Below are 20,976 nucleotides of genomic sequence, written 5' to 3' on the forward strand. Positions count from 1 at the left end.
CCTCGGCCAGGGCGCGCGCGGCCCGGCCGAGGCCGGTCTCCTCGGCCGGAACGGTCGTGGTGGGCGCGGCCACCGGGCGCGGCGGCGGCACGTCCCGCGGCGCGCCGGTGCGCGTGCCGTCCTCGGTCATCGGGTCCCTCCCCTGGCCGGTCGTGTGCGCGGGACCGGATCTCCTGCGGCGGTCAGGCCGCGCAGTCCCGGCAGTACAGCTGGTCGCCCTTGGTCGCCGCCAGCCGGCTGCGGTGCTGCACCAGGAAGCAGCGCGAGCAGGTGAACTCGTCCTCCTGCTTGGGCAGCACGCGAACCGTCAGCTCCTCGCCGGACAGGTCGGCGCCCGGCAGCTCGAGGTTCTCGTTGAAGTCCGTCTCGTCGACGTCGACCGACGCGGACTGCGCCTCGGCACGCCGCGCCTTGAGCTCCTCGAGCGAGTCCTCGCCGAGCTCGTCGGCCTCGTTGCGGCGCGGGGCGTCGTAATCGGTGGCCATGGTGTGCCCCTCCTCCGGGTACAGCGGGCGTCCTGCCCGCTCGTCTGACGCGACGCGGGGGCGTCGTCGTCGTGGCCGGCCGCGGGGGCGACCGGTGGGTCGGGGAGCCGGAGGCCCGATCCAGGGGCTCCCGGCGCCGGTGGTGCTGCCGGACGGGGAACCGGTGCCGTCTCCCGCGGGGGCGACCGGTTCCGGGTCCGCGCCGGCCCTTCCGCCGTCCGGGTGGACGGCTGTGAAGGACCAGCAGCCCCCCAACGCCGCGCAGTCCCCGTTTGTGCCCGCCCCCGGAGAGGCGACACATGGGAACCCGTCGTGACGCCCGGGCCGTCGAAGCGCCAGAGGTTACCCTGCCGCCGTGTCGACTCCCGTGGGTGCTGATCCAACCGTCGTCGGGCCGTACCTGGCCGGGGCTCTCGGGGACGAGCGCTGGCGCTCGGTGACCGTCGAGCTCATCGCGGCAGGCATGTCCAACCTCACGTACGTGGTCACCCCGGACGGCGGCTCGCCCGACGACGCGGTGATCCTGCGGCGGCCGCCGACGGGGGCGGTCCTGGCCACCGCGCACGACATGGCGCGGGAGCACCGGGTGATCTCCGCGCTCGGGCCGACCCCAGTCCCGGTGCCGCGCACCCTGCACCTCTGCACCGACGAGTCGGTGCTCGGCGCGCCCTTCTACGTCATGGAGCGCGTGGAGGGGATCCACGTCGTCCGGGAGTTCCCGCCCGGCTACGCGGACGAGCCGGCGCAGCGCCGCGCTGTCGGCGAGGGGCTCATCGACGTGCTCGCGGACCTGCACACCGTCGACTACGACGCCGTCGGCCTGTCGGAGTTCGGGCGCCCGGAGGGATTCGCCGCCCGTCAGGTGCGCCGGTGGACCAAGCAGTGGGAGGCGACCCGCGACCGCGACCGGCCGGCCCTCGACGCGCTCGGCGCGCGGCTGGCCCGGTCCGTTCCGGTCGCCCAGCGGTCGAGCGTCGTCCACGGCGACTACCGGCTGGACAACTGCCTGCTCGACCCGGCGACCCCGGGCCGCATCCGCGCCGTCCTCGACTGGGAGATGTCCACGCTCGGTGATCCGCTCACCGACCTCGGGATGATGTTCGTCTACTGGCCGGAGGCCGGCGAGGAGCGGGCGACCACGCTGAGCCCGGTGACCACGCTGCCCGGCTTCCCCACCCGCCGGGAGATCGCGGAGCGCTACGCCGACCGCACCGGCGCCGACCTCTCCCACCTGCACTGGTACGTGGGTTTCGCCTTCTTCAAGTTCGCGGCGATCATGGCCGGGATCGTCGCCCGCTCGGCTGCCGGCGCCATGGCGGGCAAGGACACGTCGGGGTACGGCGAGCGGATCGACCCCTGTGTCGAACTGGGACGCGCCGCGCTGGACGACGGTGCGATCTAGGGCCTGCCCACGGCCCTAAACTCGAGTCCGACCGACCCCGCCCGCACGCTGCGCCATCCCGGACCTCCGGGCACCCCGCCGCTGCCGGTCCCGCGCCGAGGAGAGACCGTGACGCTGCGCACCGAACGCCCCCCGGTGCGCCCGCGCAGCGGTCGCCGGCCGCTGCCGCCGCTGATCTTCCTGCTCGTGCTCGCCGTGGCCGCGGGCGCCGTCTGGTGGAACGTGCTCCAGCAGGACAGCGAGCGCAAGGCCGAACAGGCCGCCGCCTGCGCGTCGGCCGAGGCGGCCCCGCCCTCGCTCGATCCCACGACCGTGACGGTCCGCGTCTTCAACGCGACCGACGAGCCGGGCCTGGCGAAGACCGTGCGGGACGAGCTGACGACCCGGGGCTTCAACGTGCCCGAGTACGCCAACGACCCCAGCGACCGCGAGGTGACCGGCACCGGCGAGGTGCGCTTCGGCGCCCGCGGGAAGGACGCGGCCGCGTTCCTCGGCGCCTTCCTGCCCGATGCCGGCGAGTACCCCGACACCCGGGCCACCGCGCAGGTCGACCTGGTGATCGGGCCGGAGTTCACCGGCCTCGCCACCCCGGAAGAGGTGGCCGCGGCGCTCGCGCCGCCCGAGGACGCCGCCGCCTGCTGACCGGATCTCACGCCGGGTGCAGCGCGGCCACCAGGCCGACGAACTCCTCCGCGACCGACGGCGCGGCGGCGATCGCCATCGGCTCCGCGAACGGGCGCCCCGGCAGGCCGGTGACCACCAGGCCGGCCTCCGCCGCGACGAGCGCGCCGGCCGCGTGGTCCCACGGGTTGAGGTGCAGCTCGTAGTAGGCGTCCACCCTCCCGGCGGCCGCGGAGCACAGGTCCAGCGCCGCGCTGCCGTTGCGGCGGATGTCGCGCACCCGCGTCAGGAGCTCGGCGACCACGGCACCCTGCGCCCGCCGCTGCTCCACCCGGTAGCCGAATCCGGTGGCGACGAGGGTCTGGTCCAGCGACGCCGGCCGGCTGCCGCGCAACCGCAGCGGCTGCGGGCGGGACGGCGTCACCAGGTGGGCGCCACCACCGGTCGTGGCCGTGAACAGCTCCCCCGTCGCGACGTTGAGGACGGCGCCCGCCAGGACCACGCCGTCCACCTCGGCGGCGATCGACACCGCGTACGCCGGCAGGTCGTAGAGGAAGTTCACCGTCCCGTCGATGGGGTCGACCACCCAGCGCACCCCGCTCGAGCCCTCCCGCGAGGCGCCCTCCTCCCCCAGGACGCCGTCCTCGGGGCGGGCGGCCAGCAGACGGCCGACGACGAGCTCCTCGCACGCCCGGTCCACGGCGGTGACGACGTCGACTGGGCTGCTCTTCACGTCCACCTGCTCGGCGGCGCCGGCGCGGCCACGGGCGACCAGCGCGGCGGCCTCCCGGGCGGTGTCGACGGCGAGGGCGAGGAGGTCCTGGGGGTCGGGCGTACCTGCGGCGGAAGTCAGCACGGGGCGATCCTGCCGCAGGCGAGCGGGCCGGTGCCGTTGATCACTACGCTGAGGGCGTGCAGGGCTTCGGTGTGGACATCGGCGGTAGCGGCATCAAGGGATGCCTGGTGGACCTCGAGCAGGGCCGGCTGCTCGGGGAGCGGATCCGGGTGGAGACGCCGCAGCCGTCGCTGCCCGCCTCCGTGTACGCCGCGGTGGCCGAGATCGTGACGCAGTTCGAGTGGACCGGCCGGGTCGGCGTCACCTTCCCCGGCGTGATGAAGCGGGGGGTCGCCCACACGGCGGCCAACGTCGACAAGAGCTGGATCGGCACCGACGTCGACGCCGGCCTGGACGCCCTGATCCCCGGGACGGTCGAGACGCTGAACGACGCCGACGCGGCCGGGATCGCGGAGATGCGCTACGGCGCGGGCCGCGACCGGCGCGGCGTCGTCCTGATGCTCACGTTCGGCACCGGCATCGGCAGCGCCCTCTTCGTCGACGGCCACCTCGTGCCCAACACCGAGTTCGGGCACATCCAGGTCGACGGCGAGGACGGCGAGCGGCGCGCCTCCGCCGCCGCCCGTGAGCGCGAGGACCTCAGCTACCCCGAATGGGCGAAGCGGGTCGACCGCTACCTCGACGTCCTGGAGGCCGGCCTGTGGCCGGACCTGATCATCGTCGGCGGGGGTGTGAGCAAGAAGGCAGCGAAGTGGGTCCCCCTGCTGTCCACCCGCACCCCCGTGCTCGCCGCCGAACTGCAGAACGACGCCGGCATCGTGGGGGCCGCACTGGCTGCTCACGAGCGCCGTGACGGGTGAGCACGGAGTGAGCCGTGCGACTCCGCACGTCAGCGCGGGCGCTTCGCGGCCGATGCAGCACAGAGGGTGATCCCGCACTGCTGGGCAGGCAGAACGCCCCCTCGGAGGCAGGTTGCGGATCCGAGGCGGTGGAATCACCGGTGCACGTCGTTACAATGAGAGAGCCCCAGCCCGTCGCCGACCAGCGGGGAGGCATCCCCTGCCCGTCCAGCGGTCGAACGCTGCGCCGGACTGCCGGGATCTTCCCCTGTTCAGGACGACGGCCGGAGCCGCTGCCCGGAGACCAGACGGTCTTCCGGGGAACGAACCCAGTACGGGAAGGAAACTGAGTGCCCGCCGACCAGCCAGCACCGGAAGCACCCACCGCGAGCGCCCCCGAGCGCACGAGGACGGTCGCCGCCGGTACCCGGACCCCCCGGGCCAGTGCCTCGGTGCCCACGGCACCGGCCGAGGAGACTGCACCGGCCGGCAGCGCCTCCCCGGCCCGCAAGCGCGCCCCGGCGAAGTCCGCGGCCGCCAAGGCGCCCGCGAAGGGCACCCGCGCCAAGCCGACCATCGCGCCGTCACCCGGAGCCGGTGAGGGCACCGTGCTGACCGCCGTGGCCACCGGGGACTCCGCCGTCGCCGTGCTCGACGCCGGCGCCGCAGGTCTCAAGCTCGACGAGACGGTCGTCGCCGGTCCCGACGGCCCCGCGGTCGAGGCCGTCGCCGCCGAGGAGGAGGCCGCTCCCGAGGGCGGCGACTTCGAGTGGGACGACGAGGAGGAGTCGGAGGCCCTGCGGCAGGCCCGCAAGGACGCCGAGCTCACCGCCTCGGCCGACTCGGTCCGCGCCTACCTCAAGCAGATCGGCAAGGTCGCGCTGCTCAACGCCGAGGAGGAGGTCGACCTCGCCAAGCGCATCGAGGCCGGGCTCTACGGCGCCGAGCGGCTGCGCCAGGTCGAGGAGGAGAACCAGAAGATCTCGCCGCAGATGCGCCGGGACCTCAACTGGATCGTCCGCGACGGCGAGCGCGCCAAGAACCACCTGCTCGAGGCCAACCTGCGCCTCGTGGTCTCCCTGGCCAAGCGCTACACCGGCCGCGGCATGGCGTTCCTGGACCTGATCCAGGAGGGCAACCTCGGCCTGATCCGCGCCGTCGAGAAGTTCGACTACACCAAGGGCTACAAGTTCTCCACGTACGCCACCTGGTGGATCCGGCAGGCGATCACCCGCGCGATGGCCGACCAGGCCCGCACCATCCGCATCCCGGTGCACATGGTCGAGGTCATCAACAAGCTCGGCCGCATACAGCGTGAGCTGCTCCAGGACCTGGGCCGCGAGCCCACTCCGGAAGAGCTGGCCAAGGAGATGGACATCACCCCGGACAAGGTGCTGGAGATCCAGCAGTACGCCCGGGAGCCGATCAGCCTCGACCAGACCATCGGCGACGAGGGCGACAGCCAGCTCGGTGACTTCATCGAGGACTCCGAAGCGGTCGTCGCCGTGGACGCGGTGAGCTTCACCCTGATGCAGGACCAGCTGACCAGCGTGCTGCAGACCCTCTCCGAGCGGGAGGCGGGCGTCGTCCGGCTGCGGTTCGGGCTCACCGACGGCCAGCCGCGGACCCTCGACGAGATCGGCCAGGTCTACGGGGTCACGCGCGAGCGGATCCGGCAGATCGAGTCCAAGACCATGTCGAAGCTGCGTCACCCCAGCCGCTCCCAGGTGCTCCGCGACTACCTGGACTGAGTGAGTCCTGTCACGTCCTCAACCCCTCGCTGTGCGGGTGTTGTACCGACATTGCGGGTGATGCAGTACGCGTAATGCATGCACAACACCCGCACCGCAGTGCTGGGCGTTGTATCGGGTTGGTCACGATCTCACTCGTGCGCGCTAGGTGCGGGTTGCAGCGGCGCACCCCCCGGGTAAGCGGCGTAGCGTGGGCGAGGTCAGACAAGCAGCGGACCCACAGCCGGCGATCGACTACCGGTGACGAAGGCAGAACCACGCACCATCAGTTCCATCCGATCAGTACGAGCCAGCGACAGTCCTCTGCTTCGCGCCCCATCAACAGCCCCAGTGGCCCCGGCCTCACCGTCCCCGGCGAGTCCGACGACCACTGGAGCGGATCGGGAATCGGAGGGTCCATCCTGGCGCTGTGCAAGAGGCCGATCCGCACCTGCGGGTCCGTGCGGTAGAGAGCGAGTGATGACCAGATGACACAGACGCTGACGACGACCCCGCCCGCCGACGACCTGGTCGTGCCCTTCCACTGCGACCGTTGCGGTGCACTGGCCAAGGTTCGCGTCGTTCTCGCGAGCGGCAGCGACCTCGTCTTCTGCGGGCACCACGCCCGCGAGTACGAGAGCAAGCTCCGGGACATCGCCGTCCACATCATCGACACGGACGGCGAGCAGCGCGTCACCAACTGAGCGAGCCCGTATCGTCTCGCCCGCGATGAAAGCTTCACCCGACGACGCCGCCGCGTCCGACGTCCCGCCTCGTGCGGGCGTCGGGCCGGCGGCTCCGTCATCTCGGGGGACCCCCGGTCGACGGCCACCGGAGGATTCCCCCATGTCCCAGCACCCCCCCGCACCGGATGAGACCGTGCGGTTCCGCGGCGACGCTCCCGACGGGCGCCCGCCGCTGGACGGACGGCCCTCCGCCGCGGCACCCGCACGCCAACCAGCCGAGGCCGACGACCGGCCGGACACCTCCCTCCCTCCCGAGCACGCCGCCGAACCGGCTGGGCACTCCCCGCAGGTGCCGAACGGCGCCACGCCGGGCGGTGGCGTCGGTGCCCACGCCGCGCGCGAGGTCGAGGCGGACGACACCCGCCCGGTGACCCGGGACTGGCAGCTGGGCGCGCCCCAGGCCGGAGAGCCGGGGCGCTCGACGCCGGAAGTCCCCGACGCCGCCGATCCCTCCTCGTCCGGCACGACGTCCTCCGGTGCCGAGACCATCGCGTCGTCCGCGGGTCCGACCAGCACGGACGACGAGACGGCGCGGCTCGTCCTGGACGACGACGCCGTCGGGACCGGAGCCGACCGGGCGCCGGCCGGCGACGAACGTCCCGGTGCCCCCTTTCCGGGCGAGGACGACTACGGCACGCAGAAGATCGATCTGACCAGGTCTGACCTCGCGGCCGCCCCGGCGCCGACCGACCGCCCGGCCGCCGCCGACCGCCCGGCCGCCGCCGACCCGGCTGTCGACCAGCCGCCCAGGACGTCGGGCCGCCGCCCGCCTGATGGCGACCTGCCTCCGGCCGGACCGCGCGCCCCCTGGTGGCGGCGCCGTGCCGTGCTCGTCCCTGCCGGTGCCGTCGCCGTGCTCGCGGCCGCCTACGGCGTCGACCTCGCCGTTGCACAGGGCAGCATCCCGAGGTCCACCGTCGTCGCCGGCGTGGACATCGGCGGACTGTCCCCCGCCGCCGCTGCCACGACGCTGGAACGCGAACTCGCACCCACGGTCGCCGCCGACCGCACCGTCGTCGCCGACGACGTGGAGGCGACCCTCTCCCCCGCCGCCGCAGGGCTCACGCTCGACGTCGACGGCACGGTGGACGCCGCAGACGACCAGCCGCTCAACCCGTGGACCCGGCTCGTCACGCTGTTCGGCGACCGCGAGGTGCGGCCGGTCATCGCCACGGAGGACACCGCGCTGTCGGCGCAGATCGAGAGCATCGCCGCGCTGGTCGACCGCGCACCGGTGGATGCCACGATCACCTTCGAGGGCACCACGCCCAGCGTGGTGGACGCCGCCGACGGACGGGCACTGGACCAGGAGGGCGCTGCCGACACGCTCACCGGGGCGCTCGCCTCCGGGCGCGACCCGGAGTCGCCGATCGAGATGCCGGTGGAGATCACGCCGGTCCGCGTGGATCGCGCCGAGGCGGAGCGGGTGCTCGCGGAGACGGTCACCCCGGCGGTGTCCGCGCCGGTGGCGGTGGTCAGCGGGGACGGGGCGACATCGGCCGAGGTGCCGGCGGAGGCGATCGCCGCGTCGCTGACCTTCACGCCCCAGGACGACGGCGAGCTCGCCGTCGCGATCGATCCGACTGCGCTCCAGACCGCCCTGGGTGAGGAGCTGTCGGCGTTCGGCACGCCGGCCAAGGACGCGGACTTCGAGATCTCGGGCGGGGCGGTGACCGTCGTCCCCTCGGTGGACGGCACCGGCGTGGACCCGGCGAAGCTCGCCGAGCAGCTGATCCCCGTGCTCGCCACCCCCGCGCCGCGGTCGGTGACGGCCGAGCTCGGCCCGGTGCCGGCCGACTTCACCACCGAGGAGGCTCAGGCCCTCGGGATCAAGGAGGAGATCAGCAGCTTCACCACGCGGTTCACCAGCGCGGCCAGCGGAACGAACATCCGCGTCGTGGCCGCCGAGGTGGACGGCGCCCTGGTGATGCCGGGCGAGACCTTCAGCCTGAACACGTTCACCGGACCCCGCGGCACCGCCCAGGGCTACGTCGAGGCCGCGGTCATCCAGAACGGCGAGCTGTCGAAGGCGGTCGGCGGCGGCATCAGCCAGTTCGCCACCACGATGTTCAACGCGGTGTTCTTCGCCGGGCTCGAGGACGTCTTCCACAAGCCGCACAGCTTCTACATCAGCCGGTACCCGGCCGGCCGTGAGGCGACGGTGTACGAGGGTGCCATCGACCTGCAGTGGCGCAACGACACCGACTCCGGGGTCTACATCGACACCGCCTGGACGCCGGGCTCCCTCACGGTCACCTTCTACGGGACCAAGCGCTACGAGATCGAGGCGATCGAGGGCCCGCGGACCAATCCCCGGCAGCCGACCGAGCAGGAGAAGGTCGACGACGGCAACTGCACGCCGCAGCCGGGGATCCCCGGGTTCGACGTGAGCGTCACGCGCGTCTTCCGCGACCTCAACTCGGGCCAGGAGCTGCGGCGGGAGACCTTCAACACCCGCTACGCCGCGGAGGCCATCATCCGGTGCATCCCGCCGTCCGAGCCCGCACCGGCGCCGGAGGGCACCCCGCCGGGCGGCTGACCGGCCCCGTTCCCACGACGGGCCGCTCACCCGACGGAGGGAGGCGCCCTGCGGGTCGCCGCTGCACCGGCCCGTCTGCGCCCTCCCGCCGTGCACACTGGGCGGATGAGCACCGTCCTGCCCCCGGCACGCGCCGAGGACGCCGGGTCGCTCGACGGTGCGCGCGAGCCGGCCCGGGCCGAGGACGGCGAGGCGACCGGCGCCCCGCATGCCGGCGCGGCCGAGCCGGCCGCGGGGCGGCTCGACGCGTTGCCGCCCGCGCTCGCCGTACCGCTGCGGCTGCTCGGCCAGACGCTGGCCAAGGCCTGGCACGACCGCATTCTCGGGCTGTCGGCCGAGGCGGCGTTCTGGCAGATCCTGTCAGTGCCGCCCCTGCTGATCGGGCTGCTCGGGTCGCTGGGCTACCTCGGCTCGGTGATCGGCGATGCGTCGGTGCGCGAGATCGAGGAACGGCTCCTGACGGCGTCGGCCGAGGTGCTGACACCCGGCGTCGTGGACAACCTGGTGGCCCCGACCCTGGACGACATCCTGGGCTCCGGGCGCCTCGACCTGCTCAGCCTCGGCTTCCTGCTGTCCCTCTGGGCGGGGTCGTCGGCCACCGCCACGTTCATGAACACGATCGTGATCGCCTACGACCAGCGCGACGTGCGCGGACCGATCCGGACGCGGCTCAAGGCGCTCTGGCTGTTCGTCGTCGGCATGGTCATGGCGGTGCTGACCCTGCCGCTGCTGGTCCTCGGCCGCGAGGTGCTGGTCGGGCTGCTACCCCGCGACTGGCGGAACACGGCCACGGTGCTCATCGACGCCGTCTACTGGCCGCTGGTGCTGATCGGCCTGCTCCTGGCGCTGACCAGCTTCTACCACGTGGTGCTGCCGCACCGGCTGCCGTGGCGCAGGCACCTGCCGGGTTCGGTGCTCGCCGTGGCGTTCTTCCTGCTCGCCGCGCTGCTCCTGCGGACCTACGTGGCCGACATCCTCACCACGGCGCTGCCCTACGGCGCCCTGGCCGCTCCCATCGGCGCGCTGCTGTTCTGCTTCTTCTTCGGCATGGCCGTGCTGCTCGGGGCGGAGCTCAACGCCACGATCCAGGCCCGCTGGCCGGCGCCCCTGCGGCGCCACGAGCGCCGCCGCCGGGAGCGCCGGGCCGCCAAGCTCGAGGAGGCCCGCAGGCTCGGGCTGTTGTGACACGGCGATCCTCCGGGCCGCACCGCGGCCAGGGGCCGTCCCCCTGCCGCGCGGAGCCGTTTCGTCGTCCCTACGCGGACCCCTCCGGGGCCACTCGGGACGACAGCGCTGCGCTACTCCTTCTTGAGCTGCTCGTAGATCTCCTTGCAGGCCGGGCACACCGGACTGCCCGGCTTCGGGGTCTTGGTGACGGGGAAGACCTCGCCGCAGAGCGCCTCCACCATCGTCCCCATGACCGCGCTCTCGGCGATCTTGTTCTTCCGGACGTAGTGGAAGACCTCGTTCGCACGGCCTGTGTCGGACTCGCGGGTATCGGGCCGCTCCAGGATGTCGCTGCTGCTCACGGTGGTCTCCCTGCATCGACGGGACGGATGCCGGCGGCCGCCCGCTCTCCCGCCGGACAGGACTGGGCACGGGGCGCGGCCGCGCCGCCCTCATGATGTCAGGGTGCAGCCCGACCACTCCCCCGCTCCCCCACGGGGCACCCGAGCAGTGCCGTCCCCGGAGGTCCGGGCCGCCCTGGACGCCGGCCGGCCCGTCGTCGCCCTGGAGAGCACTCTTCTCGCCCACGGGCTCCCCCGCCCGGACAACCGGGCCGCCGCGGACGAGGTCGAGGCCGCGGTCCGCGCCGGCGGAGCGGTCCCCGCGACCATCGCCGTCCTCGACGGCGTGCCGCACGTGGGGCTCACCTCCGGGCAGCTCGACCGGGTCTGCGCCGACCCCGGCCTCGCCAAGCTCGGGATCCGGGACCTGCCCGTGGCGGTCGCGCTCGGCCTGAGCGGGGCGACGACGGTCGCCAGCACCGCCCTGCTCGCCGCCACCGCCGGGATCGATGTGTTCGCGACCGGCGGCCTGGGCGGAGTCCACCGGGAGGCGGCGGAGACCTTCGACGAGTCGGCGGACCTCACGGCGCTGTCCCGGATCCCCCTCGTCGTCGTGTGTGCCGGGGTGAAGTCGATCCTCGACGTGCCCGCCACCCTCGAGCGGCTGGAGAGCCTGTCGGTCAGCGTCGTCGGCTACCGGACGACGACGTTCCCGGGCTTCTACGTCGCCGACTCGGGTGCGACCCTCGACTGGTCGGTGGGGGACCCGGAGCAGGCCGCCGCCGTCTTCGCCGAGCGCCGCGACCTCGTCCCCGGCGCCCTGGTCGTGGCCAATCCCCTGCCCGCCGGCGAGCAGCTGGACCCGGCGCTGCACGATCGCGTGATCGCCGGCGCGCTCGCCGCCGCGGAGCAGGCCGGGGTCCGGGGCAAGGCGCTGACCCCGTTCGTCCTCGACCACCTGCACCGGGCCAGTGCCGGCGCGACCCTGGCGGTCAACGTCCGCCTGGTGCTGCGCAACGCCGAGCTGGCCGGGCAGATCGCGGTCGCGCTGTCCGCACGCGCCGCCTGAGCCCGCGATGCGGCCGGTCGTGGTGGTCGGGGACGTGGCCACCGACGTGGTGGTCGCGCTGACGGGCGACCCGGCGCCGGGCTCGGACCGCCCGGCGTCGATCCGCACCCGCGGCGGCGGCGCCGGCGCGAACGTCGCCGTCCATCTCGCCCGGCTGGGGATTCCCGTGCAGCTGGCCGGCTGCGTGGGGGACGACGCCGCGGCGTCCGTCCTCCGCGCGGAGCTGGCCGCGGCCGGGGTGCAGCCGGCCCTGCGGACGGTGGCCGGGGCCGCCACCGGCGTCGTCGTCAGCCTGGTCGAGCCGGGCGGACAGCGGAGCATGCTGGCCGACCGGGGCGCCAACCTCGAGCTGGAACCCGGGGACGTCCCTCCCCTGTCCCAGGGCGGCCACCTGCACCTGTCCGGGTACACGCTGCTGGACCCCGGTCCCCGGGCGGCCGGCCTCGGAGCGCTGGCGGCCGCCGTCACGGCCGGCTGCACCGTCTCGGTGGACCCAGCCTCCACGGAGCCGCTGCGCCGCTACGGCGTGGACCGGTGGCTGGCGGACACCGCGGCCGCCACCGTGCTGCTGCCGAACGCGGACGAGGCGTGCCTGCTCACCGGCTGCACGGACGCCGTCGACGCCGCCCGAGCCCTCGCGGTGCATCACCCGGTGGTGGCGGTGAGCCTCGGCGCCGAGGGTGCGGTGTGGGCCGCCGGGACGGCGCTGGTCCACCGGCCGGCCCAGGCGACGGAGGTGGTCGACACGACGGGAGCGGGCGACGCGTTCGCCGCGGGCCTGCTGGCGGCGTGGCTCACCGCGGGCCGCGAGCCCGACCCGGTCACGGCACTCGACGCCGGCCTGGCGCTGGCCGCCGAGGTCGTCCGGCGTCCCGGCGCCCGCTGAGCCGGCGGTCTCAGCCGTCGATGACGCGGGTGGGCCGCTGCTCCAGGACCCGGTCCGGGCGCGCGTCGTAGTGGCTGACGTGCAGGCGCTTCTTCGGGGGCCCGTCGTTGGCCATGACCACGGCGATCCAGGGCAGCACCGCACCCAGGATCGCGAAGACGAGCATCAGCCACAGGATCTGGTGGAAGACCGCGGCGAGGACGATGCAGATCCCGCGGATGCCCATCGTGATCGCGTAGCGCTTCTTCCGGGCGGCGTGCTGCTCGGCCCGGCTCGGCTCGGCCTCGGTGATGAGCACCGGCTCCGGCGTGCGCGGCCGCGGGAACTGCTGGCTCGACGCCACGGGCAATCCATCCCCTCAGCTGACCGGGGTCCGGGGGACATCGTCCCCGGCACGCCCCGGTACGCGCCCCATGGTGCCACCGCGATCGGGGCGGCGCCCGTGCCTGTCGTGCCCGGATCCTGCTCTTTCCGTCGCTACGCCTTCGCGGCCTTGGCCGCCTGTTTCTGCTCCTGCTTGAACGCTCGCACCTCGGCCAGCGACTCGGGACCGGTGATGTCCGCGACGGACCTCCGGGCGCCGTCGGCGCCGTAGTCGCCCGCGGCCTCGCGCCAGCCCGGTGGCGTCGCGCCGTACTGCTTGCCGAGCAGCGCCACGAAGATCTTCGACTTCTGCGCCCCGAAGCCCGGCAGTTCCCCCAGACGCTTCAGCAGCGTCGCCCCGTCCGGGACGTCGGCCCAGAGGTTCTCGGCGCGGCCGTCGTACCGCTCGACCAGCAGGCGGCACAGCTCCTGGGTCCGGGCGGCCATCGAGCCGGGGTACCGGTGCAGCGCCGGCGGCCCCTGGAACACGCGGACGAGGTCCTCGGCGTCCATCGCGGCCAGGTCCTCGGCCGAGAGGCTCTGCACACCGAGGCGATCGGCCAGCAGGCGCGGGGACCCGAAGGCACGCTCCATCGGGAACTGCTGGTCGAGCAGCATCCCGAGGAGCAGCGCCAGGGGGTCCCGGCCGAGCAGCTCGTCGGCCGCGGCGTCCTGGGCGATCGAAAGGTTCGGCACCCCTGCGATCCTGCCGCATCGCCGTCCCGGGCAGCCTCGCGCTCCGCACGGCCGGGACGGACACCGGCGCCGATCACCGGGCGCCGGGCGCCGGGCGCCGGGCGCCGGGCGCCGAAGCCTGCGACGGGGTGGTCGCCGCGTCGCCGTTCCCTGCGGCGCTCCCCGCATGCGGGGCCGGGCCCTCGTCCGGCTCCGGGCGCGGGAAGACGCTGTCGATGCCCGCCATCCGCAGGGCCCGGTCGACCGACCGGGACGCCGCGCGCAGCAACGGGTGCCGGCCGGCGGCGCGGGACGCCTCGACGCAGAGCAGCAGGAGGGCGAGTCCGGATGAGCTGATGAAGGTCACGGCGCCGGCGTCGATCGCGTCGACCGCGACCCGCTCGCGGCCCTGCGAGCTCGTGAACCGCGCCGCCACCTCGGTGTCCACGTCGCCGCGCAGGCACAGCACCCGGCGATCCGCGCCCTCGTGCTCGATCGTGATGGACCCGGCGGGAGGCCGTTGCTCGGGGTACGTGTGCACGTGCACCTCCTGCCCCGCTCACCGCGGCCGCCGGCGAAGGAGGCCACCGGCCATCGGTGCACAGCACGGGTTCGCGCCAGGGAAGATACGCCGCCCGCGTGCCCGGGCGGGGGCCCCGGGCCGTGCCCGTGCGGGTGCCCTGGAGCGGCGGGCACCCTGGCCTCGCGACCGGTCGCGCCGCGTGCAGGATGTGCCGGTGCGCGCCGTCGTGAGCAGGGTCGATACTGCCGCTGTAACGGTGGACGGTCGGATCGTCGGGCAGATCGGCCGAGGCCTGCTGTCACTGGTCGGAGTGGGCCGGGAGGACGACGCCCGCTCCGCGCGCGCCCTGGCCCGCAAGATCCACGAGCTCCGCATCTTCCCGGCCGAGGACGGCGCCCGGTCCGCGGCCGACCTGGCACTGCCGATCCTCGTGGTGAGCCAGTTCACCCTCTACGCGGACACGCGCAAGGGGCGCCGGCCGTCCTGGGAGCCGGCGGCGCCCGCGGACGTGGCGGAACCGCTGGTCGAGGAGCTGATCGCCGAACTCCGACGGCGCGGTTGTGCGGTCGAGACGGGGTCGTTCGGCGCCCGCATGCAGGTCTCGTCGGTCAACGACGGGCCGATGACCCTGCTGCTGGAGGTCTGAGACCGTCGCGGCGGGGTATCACAGGGTGACCGAACACACTCCCTGCGGTTTTCCTGTGAACCTGGCCGCGGCGGAACAGGTCCCGGCCACGAACCGTTGTGCATCACGTACCACATCGGACAGAAGAGTCCGGGGCACGACACCCCGGAGAGCCCGGCACTTACGCCCGGATGCGCCACCGAGACCGCAACACGCGGCGCGATGCATCCGAACCGAAGGCAAGGACGAAGACCCATCGTGACGCTGCTGCAGTCTTCCCCCACGGACACGCTCGAGACGCGTGCACCGCGACGTGAGCCCGACACCACCGGCCTGGTGTCGACCGACCTCGTGCGCGTGTACCTCAACACCATCGGCAAGACCGCGCTGCTGACCGCCGAGCAGGAGGTCGAGCTCGCCAAGCGGATCGAGGCCGGTCTGTACGCCGACCGCCTCTTGAAGGAGAAGCAGGGCCTGTCCCCCGCGCGCAAGCGGGACTACAAGGCCCTCGCCATCGACGGGAAGGCCGCCAAGGCGCACCTGCTGGAGGCCAACCTGCGGCTCGTCGTCTCGGTGGCCAAGCGCTACACCGGCCACGGCATGACCTTCCTGGACCTCATCCAGGAGGGGAACGTCGGCCTGATCCGCGCGGTCGAGAAGTTCGACTACACCAAGGGCTTCAAGTTCTCCACGTACGCCACCTGGTGGATCCGGCAGGCCATCACCCGTGCGATGGCGGACTCCGGTCGCACCATCCGGCTGCCCGTCCACCTGGCCGAGCAGGTCAACAAGGTCGTCCGTACCCGGCGGCGCATGCACCAGGAGCTGGAGCGCGAGCCCACGGCCGAGGAGCTGGGCCTCGAGCTCGACATCCCGGAGGCGCGGATCATCGAGCTGCTGGAGTACAGCCGCGACCTGGTCAGCCTGGACCAGACGGTGGGCGCCGACGAGGAGTCCCGCCTCGGTGACTTCATCGAGGACGCCGACGCCGCCGTCGCGGAGGACGCCGTCGCCTTCCAGATGATGAAGGGCGACGTCCGGACGGTCCTGTCGACCCTGGAGGACCGCGAGCGCGACGTCGTCGTCCTGCGGTTCGGTCTGGACGGCCACCAGCCCCGCACCCTGGAGCAGATCGGCAAGCAGTTCGGTCTGTCCCGCGAGCGGGTCCGGCAGATCGAGCGCGAGACGATGAGCAAGCTCCGCGACCCGGAGCGGGCCGACGCACTCCGGGACTACCTGGGCTGAGCGCGACCGAACATCCGACGAGAGCCGGTTCCCCGCAGGGAACCGGCTCTCGCCGTTTCGTCACACCGGGTTGCGCATCCGCCGAGGGCCGGGGTCGACCCGGGCCGTCGGCGGACCGACCTGCCCGGTGCCGCCGGCGACGACCAGCGACCGCCCGCCGTGCCACGGCGACGCCGGGCCGACGATGACCGGCTCCAGCCGGAGCCGCAGCACCTCGGGGAGATCGTCGGCCAGCCGCGCGACTCGCAGGAGAAGGTCCTCGAGGGCGGCGACGTCGACCGGCTCGGAGCCGCGGTAGCCGTCGAGCAGCGGCCAGGCGCGGGGGGCCCGCACGAGCTCCGCGGCGTCCAGATCGGTGAGCGGCAGCGTGCGGAAGGCCCGGTCGCCCAGCAGGTCGGTCGCCACCCCGCCGAGGCCGAAGCTGACCAGCGCGCCGAAGGACGGGTCGTCGACGATCTCCACCACCGTCGCCACCCCCGGCGCAGCCATCTCCTGGACGATCACCGGGTCACCGGACGGGATGGCCGCGAACGCCGCCCGCACGGCGTCGGCGTCGGCGAGGTCGAGCCGCACACCGCCCAGGTCCGATCGGTGCCGCAGCCACGGCGCGGTGGACTTGAGCACCACCGGGTAGCCGACCGCGTCCGCCGCGGCGACGGCGGCGTCGGCATCGGAGACCGTCCGCGTGCCCAGCAGCGGTACGCCGTAGGCGGCGAGCAGGGCGATCAACTCGTCGTCGGTGAGATCCCGCCCGCCGGGCGCCTCCGCCAGCACGGCGCGCACGAGGTCGCGGGCGGCGTCCTCGTCGAAGCCGGGCAACTCCGGCACGGTGCCCACCGGCCGGCGGCGCCAGTCGGCGTACTCGGCGACCTTCGCCAGGGCGATGACCGCCCGCTCGGGTGTCGAGTAGGAGGGAACCGATCCCCGCGAGGGCATGCCGCTCTCGTCGAGGACGGCGAGCTCGGGCGGGACGCCGTCGGTGGACATGAAGCTCGCGACGATCGGCGTCGCCGAGACCCGGGCGACGTTCAGGAGCGCCGGGCCGAACTCCCTCGACCCGGCCATGAGCGGCGGCAGGAAGACCGCGACGACCGCGTCGACGCCGTCGTCGTCGACGGCTTCCTGGAGGGCGGCGCGGAAGTCCTCGGGCGTGCCGTCGGCGCCGATGTCCAGCGGCTCCTCGCGCGCCAGCTCCAGGCCCTGGTCCAGGACGGCGTCGGCGACCAGCACGCCGATGGCCGTCGAGTTGCCGACGATCGCCACCCGCTTCCCGGCCGGCAGCGGCTGGTGGGCCAGGAGCGTGCCGACGTCGAACATCTGCGCCACGGTGTCCACCCGGATGACGCCGGCGGAGGCGAAGAGTGCGGCGACCGACTGCTCCGGCACCGCGACCGAGGTGTCGACCAGGCCGCGTCGGATCTTCACGTGCCGGCCGCTCTTCACGGCGACGACCGGCTTGGTCCGGCCGACGCTCCGGGCCAGCCGGGCGAACTTGCGGGGGTTGCCGAAGCTCTCCAGGTGCAGGAGGACGACCTCCGTGGCCGGGTCGGTGGCCCAGTACTGGAGCAGGTCGTTGCCGCTGACGTCGGCCCGGTTGCCCGCGGAGACGAACGTGGACAGACCCAGGTTCCGGCTGCGGGCGTGCTCGAGGAGGGCGACCCCGAGCGACCCGGACTGGGCGAAGAAGCCGACCCGCCCGCGGCCGGGGATCTTCGGCGCGAGGCTGGCGTTGAGCCGCACGTCCGGGGCGGTGTTGACGATCCCGAGGCAGTTGGGCCCGACGACACGCATGCCCGATGCGCGGGCGGCAGCCACCAGCTGCCGCTCGGCCGCGCGGCCCTCGGGCCCGGTCTCCCCGAAGCCACCGGAGACGACCACCAGTCCGCGGACCCGCTTGCGCCGGCAGCCCTCCACCACCCCGGCCACCTCGTCGGCCGGCACGGCGAGGACGGCCAGATCCACGTCGTCGGGGATCGACTCGATGTCGGCGTAGGCGGGCACGCCGCGCACGTGCCGGGCCCCGGGGTTGACCGGGTAGACCGGCCCGGCGAAGCCCTGGTCGAGCAGGTGCCGCAGCACCGCGTTGCCGATCTTGCCCTCGTCGTTGCTGGCGCCGACGACGGCGACCGACGACGGCGTGAGCAGCCGCGCGATGGACCGGGACTCGCTGCGCTGCTCGCGCTCGTAGGCGACGGCCAGCGCATCCTCGGTCTGCTCGATCGGGAACGTCAGGTGGACGACGCCGTCCTCGTACTCGCGGGTGGCCTGGTAGCCGGCGTCCTGGAAGACCCGCACCATCTTGTTGTTCTGCGACAGCACCTCGGCGACGAACCGCTTGATGCCCCGCTCCCGCCCGGCGGCCGCCAGGTGCTCCAGCAGCACCGAGCCCAGGCCACGCCCCTGGTGGGCGTCCTCCACCAGGAAGGCGATCTCGGCGTCGTCGGTGTCGGGATAGCGGTCGAAGCGGCCCACGCCGATCACCTGGTCCCCGAGGAGCACGACGAAGGCCACGCGGTCCACGTGGTCGACGTGGGTGAACCGGTGCAGGTCGCGGTCCGAGAGCCGCTTCATGGGCCCGAAGAAGCGGTAGTAGCGGGTCTGGTCGCTGCTCCGCTCCATCAGCCCGACCAGGCCCTCGTCGTCGTCGGGGCAGATCGGGCGCAGGTGCACCGTTCCGCCGTCGGCGGCGACGATGTCGGCCTCCCAGTGCGGCGGCGGCGGGGGTGGCGGGTCCGCGGCGACGTCGGGGGCGGGGGCGGTCTGCTCAGTCACGGGGGTCGTCCGGATCGAGGCCGAAGTAGCCGAAGGTGGCCTGCCGGGTCCGGGACACGGCACGGTCCACGCGGGACTCGGTGAAGGGGTCCCAGCGGGAGAACCCGGTGTAGCCGCCCTCGGTCATGTGGGTGGGCGGCCGGATCCGCAGACCGCGGCGCACGACGTCCTCCCGCCATGCCTCCGGGATCTCGGTGGCCGGGTCGAGGGGCTCGCCGCTCACCTCGGCGATCAGATGCGTCCAGGCCCGGGGCACGCACCGGACCAGGCCGTACCCGCCGCCTCCGAGGACGATCCACCGCCCGTCGCTCACCTCGTGGGCCAGCTCGTGCATCGCCCGGTAGCTGGCGCGCTGTCCGTCGACGGTGAGCGAGAGGTCGGCCAGGGGGTCCTCGTGGTGGGCGTCGCAGCCGCACTGGGTCACCAGGATCTGCGGCGAGAAGGCGCGCAGGACGCTGGGGACGACGGCGGTGAAGGCGCGCAGCCAGCCGGAGTCGTCGGTGCCGTTGGGCAGGGCCAGGTTCACCGCGCTCCCCATGGCCTTCCCTGGGTCCCCGGTCTCCTCCGGGAACCCGGTTCCGGGGAAGAGCGTGAGCGGCGTCTGGTGGACGCTGACGGTGAGGACCCGGGGGTCGTCGTAGAAGGCGTTCTGCACGCCGTCCCCGTGGTGGACGTCGAGGTCGACGTACGCGATCCGCTCGTAGCCCTGGCGCAGCAGCCAGGCGATGGCGACCGCCGCGTCGTTGAAGACGCAGAAGCCGGAGGCGGCGTCCCGCATGGCGTGGTGCAGGCCGCCGGAGATGTTCACCGCGTGCTGTGCCCTGCCGCTGTGCACCTGCTGGGCGGCCAGCACGCTGCCACCGGTGATCAGCGCCGCGGCGTCGTACATGCCCTCGAAGATGGGGTTGTCCGGGGTGCCGAGGCCGTGCCCTACGTCGTGGTCGGTGGGGGCGCGCCGGACCGCCTCGAGGTAGGCGGGGTCGTGCACGAGGGTGAGCAGCTCGGCGTCCGCGGGCGTGGGTTTGAGCAGTTCGAGCCGGCCGGTCGAGAGGACGCCGAGGCTGTCCGCCAGGCGCATGGTCAGGTCGAGCCGGACCGGGTGCAGCGGATGGTCCCCGCCCATGGTGTAGCCGAGCAGCGAGTCGTCCCAGACGACCGCGACCGAGTCGCTCACGGGTCTCTCCTCGCCGGTACCGGACCGCCCGAGCGGCCCTGCTGTCCCCTGCGCGGGTCGGCACCCCGCCCGCGGAGCGACGCTACCCGCTGCCGGGCCGGCGGCTTCCCGTCCGGACCGCTCCCTCGATCGACCGGGCGGCGAGGGGCAACCCCGTAGACTGCCTTCGACACGGAGGAGTGCCTGTGAACGACCTCATCGACACCACCGAGATGTACCTCCGCACCATCTTCGAGCTGGAGGAGGAGGGCGTCGTCCCGCTGCGTGCGCGGATCGCCGAGCGCCTGCACCAGAGCGGCCCCACGGTCAGCCAGACCGTCGCCCGCATGGAGCGCGACGGCCTGCTGACCGTCGAGGGCGACCGGCATCTCCAGCTCACCGACGAGGGACGCCGCCTGGCCACGGCGGTCATGCGCAAGCACCGCCTCGCCGAGTGCCTGCTGGTGGACGTGATCGGCCTGGACTACGCCGACGTGCACGAGGAGGCGTGCCGCTGGGAGCACGTCATGAGCGAGGCCGTGGAGCTCAAGCTGCTCACGCTGCTCGGCAATCCCACCACCTCTCCGTTCGGCAACCCGATCCCCGGTCTCGAGGCGCTGCGCGGCGACCAACTGCTGGGCGGCGAGACCTCCGCGGTGCTCGACTCCCTCACCCTGCTGTCCTCGACGGCGACCGCCGAGGGGCGTCCGGTCGTGGTCCGGCGGATCAGCGAGCAGCTGCAGGAGGACACGGCGCTGCTCCGCGAGCTGGCCGAGCAGGGCGTCCGGCCGGGCGTGACGATGGTGGCCCGGCTCGTCGACGGCTCGGTGACCCTGGACGGGCAGCCGCTGCGCGCGGGGGTCGCCCAGCACCTGTTCGTCAGCGCGGTCGACGAGGACCTGACCCCGCTGGAGGCCGCGCCCCGGCTCTGAGCGGGCACCGGAGGGCAGCTGTCCGGCCCGTCGGCCGCGCCGCGGCGCGCCGGACCGGGCGCGGGCC

20 protein-coding genes are annotated in these 20,976 nt (G+C 73.7%); 12 read left to right on the top strand and 8 right to left on the bottom strand.

Annotated elements, in window-relative coordinates:
• Nucleotides 1–182: 182 nt before the first annotated feature.
• Complete coding sequence (locus E4P39_RS12270; protein ID WP_089335018.1) at nt 183–485, bottom strand: DUF4193 domain-containing protein; 303 nt, start codon at nt 483–485, stop codon at nt 183–185.
• 355 nt (nt 486–840) lie between these two features.
• Here E4P39_RS12270 and E4P39_RS12275 point away from each other — a divergent pair, with 355 nt between their 5' ends.
• The gene (locus E4P39_RS12275; protein WP_135136871.1) at nt 841–1,887 is read left to right on the top strand and encodes a phosphotransferase family protein; all 1,047 of its coding nucleotides are present in this window, start codon (nt 841–843) and stop codon (nt 1,885–1,887) included.
• Nucleotides 1,888–1,995: 108 nt separating this feature from the next.
• Nucleotides 1,996–2,529, top strand: a complete 534-nt coding sequence (locus tag E4P39_RS12280; protein ID WP_135136872.1) for a LytR C-terminal domain-containing protein — start codon at nt 1,996–1,998, stop codon at nt 2,527–2,529.
• Nucleotides 2,530–2,536: 7 nt separating this feature from the next.
• Here the strand turns inward: E4P39_RS12280 and E4P39_RS12285 are convergent, their stop codons facing one another.
• The gene (locus E4P39_RS12285; RefSeq protein ID WP_245159795.1) at nt 2,537–3,364 is read right to left on the bottom strand and encodes an inositol monophosphatase family protein; all 828 of its coding nucleotides are present in this window, start codon (nt 3,362–3,364) and stop codon (nt 2,537–2,539) included.
• A 56-nt stretch (nt 3,365–3,420) separates the two neighbouring features.
• Between E4P39_RS12285 and ppgK the strand changes: the two genes are divergently transcribed.
• The 5 genes from ppgK (at nt 3,421) to E4P39_RS12310 (ending at nt 10,343) form a co-directional block, all read left to right on the top strand.
• Entirely contained in the window at nt 3,421–4,164 is a 744-nt protein-coding gene (ppgK, locus tag E4P39_RS12290) for a polyphosphate--glucose phosphotransferase (RefSeq protein ID WP_135136873.1), read from the top strand.
• 329 nt (nt 4,165–4,493) lie between these two features.
• Nucleotides 4,494–5,894: an RNA polymerase sigma factor gene (locus E4P39_RS12295; protein ID WP_135136874.1), complete on the top strand. Its 1,401-nt coding sequence runs from the start codon at nt 4,494–4,496 to the stop codon at nt 5,892–5,894.
• 467 nt (nt 5,895–6,361) lie between these two features.
• Nucleotides 6,362–6,577 carry a hypothetical protein gene (locus tag E4P39_RS12300; protein WP_135136875.1) on the top strand — a complete coding sequence of 72 codons (216 nt, stop codon included), beginning with the start codon at nt 6,362–6,364 and terminating at the stop codon, nt 6,575–6,577.
• A gap of 142 nt (nt 6,578–6,719) precedes the next feature.
• A complete protein-coding gene (locus E4P39_RS12305; RefSeq protein ID WP_135136876.1) occupies nt 6,720–9,158 on the top strand; it encodes a VanW family protein in 2,439 nt (812 codons plus the stop codon).
• Nucleotides 9,159–9,263: 105 nt separating this feature from the next.
• Nucleotides 9,264–10,343: a YhjD/YihY/BrkB family envelope integrity protein gene (locus tag E4P39_RS12310; protein WP_135136877.1), complete on the top strand. Its 1,080-nt coding sequence runs from the start codon at nt 9,264–9,266 to the stop codon at nt 10,341–10,343.
• A 113-nt stretch (nt 10,344–10,456) separates the two neighbouring features.
• On the opposite strand, the gene E4P39_RS12315 is transcribed toward E4P39_RS12310, so the two are convergent.
• The gene (locus E4P39_RS12315) at nt 10,457–10,687 is read right to left on the bottom strand and encodes a DUF3039 domain-containing protein (RefSeq protein WP_135136878.1); all 231 of its coding nucleotides are present in this window, start codon (nt 10,685–10,687) and stop codon (nt 10,457–10,459) included.
• A 103-nt stretch (nt 10,688–10,790) separates the two neighbouring features.
• Between E4P39_RS12315 and E4P39_RS12320 the strand changes: the two genes are divergently transcribed.
• Nucleotides 10,791–11,735 carry a pseudouridine-5'-phosphate glycosidase gene (locus E4P39_RS12320; protein WP_209306506.1) on the top strand — a complete coding sequence of 315 codons (945 nt, stop codon included), beginning with the start codon at nt 10,791–10,793 and terminating at the stop codon, nt 11,733–11,735.
• A 7-nt stretch (nt 11,736–11,742) separates the two neighbouring features.
• A complete protein-coding gene (locus E4P39_RS12325; protein WP_135136880.1) occupies nt 11,743–12,621 on the top strand; it encodes a PfkB family carbohydrate kinase in 879 nt (292 codons plus the stop codon).
• 10 nt (nt 12,622–12,631) lie between these two features.
• On the opposite strand, the gene E4P39_RS12330 is transcribed toward E4P39_RS12325, so the two are convergent.
• The 3 genes from E4P39_RS12330 to E4P39_RS12340 all read right to left on the bottom strand — a co-directional run bounded on the left by E4P39_RS12330 (nt 12,632) and on the right by E4P39_RS12340 (nt 14,200).
• On the bottom strand, nt 12,632–12,964 hold the full coding sequence (locus E4P39_RS12330) for a DUF3099 domain-containing protein (protein WP_135136881.1): 333 nt from the start codon (nt 12,962–12,964) through the stop codon (nt 12,632–12,634).
• A gap of 134 nt (nt 12,965–13,098) precedes the next feature.
• Complete coding sequence (locus E4P39_RS12335) at nt 13,099–13,680, bottom strand: HhH-GPD-type base excision DNA repair protein (RefSeq protein WP_209306507.1); 582 nt, start codon at nt 13,678–13,680, stop codon at nt 13,099–13,101.
• 73 nt (nt 13,681–13,753) lie between these two features.
• The gene (locus tag E4P39_RS12340) at nt 13,754–14,200 is read right to left on the bottom strand and encodes an STAS domain-containing protein (RefSeq protein ID WP_167761824.1); all 447 of its coding nucleotides are present in this window, start codon (nt 14,198–14,200) and stop codon (nt 13,754–13,756) included.
• A gap of 208 nt (nt 14,201–14,408) precedes the next feature.
• On the opposite strand from E4P39_RS12340, the gene dtd reads away from it, so the two are divergent.
• Both dtd and sigB read left to right on the top strand, forming a co-directional pair.
• Nucleotides 14,409–14,828 carry a D-aminoacyl-tRNA deacylase gene (gene dtd, locus E4P39_RS12345; RefSeq protein ID WP_348633817.1) on the top strand — a complete coding sequence of 140 codons (420 nt, stop codon included), beginning with the start codon at nt 14,409–14,411 and terminating at the stop codon, nt 14,826–14,828.
• 237 nt (nt 14,829–15,065) lie between these two features.
• Nucleotides 15,066–16,052: an RNA polymerase sigma factor SigB gene (gene sigB, locus E4P39_RS12350; RefSeq protein ID WP_135136885.1), complete on the top strand. Its 987-nt coding sequence runs from the start codon at nt 15,066–15,068 to the stop codon at nt 16,050–16,052.
• A gap of 60 nt (nt 16,053–16,112) precedes the next feature.
• Here the strand turns inward: sigB and E4P39_RS12355 are convergent, their stop codons facing one another.
• Both E4P39_RS12355 and E4P39_RS12360 read right to left on the bottom strand, forming a co-directional pair.
• Nucleotides 16,113–18,824: a bifunctional GNAT family N-acetyltransferase/acetate--CoA ligase family protein gene (locus E4P39_RS12355; protein ID WP_135136886.1), complete on the bottom strand. Its 2,712-nt coding sequence runs from the start codon at nt 18,822–18,824 to the stop codon at nt 16,113–16,115.
• Nucleotides 18,817–19,998 (bottom strand): acetoin utilization protein AcuC, encoded by a 1,182-nt coding sequence (locus tag E4P39_RS12360; RefSeq protein WP_135136887.1) that lies wholly within the window; start codon nt 19,996–19,998, stop codon nt 18,817–18,819. The genes E4P39_RS12355 and E4P39_RS12360 overlap by 8 nt, the downstream gene beginning before the upstream one ends.
• 185 nt (nt 19,999–20,183) lie before the next feature.
• On the opposite strand from E4P39_RS12360, the gene E4P39_RS12365 reads away from it, so the two are divergent.
• Nucleotides 20,184–20,909 (top strand): metal-dependent transcriptional regulator, encoded by a 726-nt coding sequence (locus tag E4P39_RS12365; RefSeq protein ID WP_135136888.1) that lies wholly within the window; start codon nt 20,184–20,186, stop codon nt 20,907–20,909.
• The last annotated feature ends 67 nt before the right edge of the window (nt 20,910–20,976 follow it).

The sequence above is a fragment of the Blastococcus sp. CT_GayMR19 genome, from assembly GCF_004570385.1.
Classification (GTDB): Bacteria; Actinomycetota; Actinomycetes; order Mycobacteriales; family Geodermatophilaceae; genus Blastococcus_B.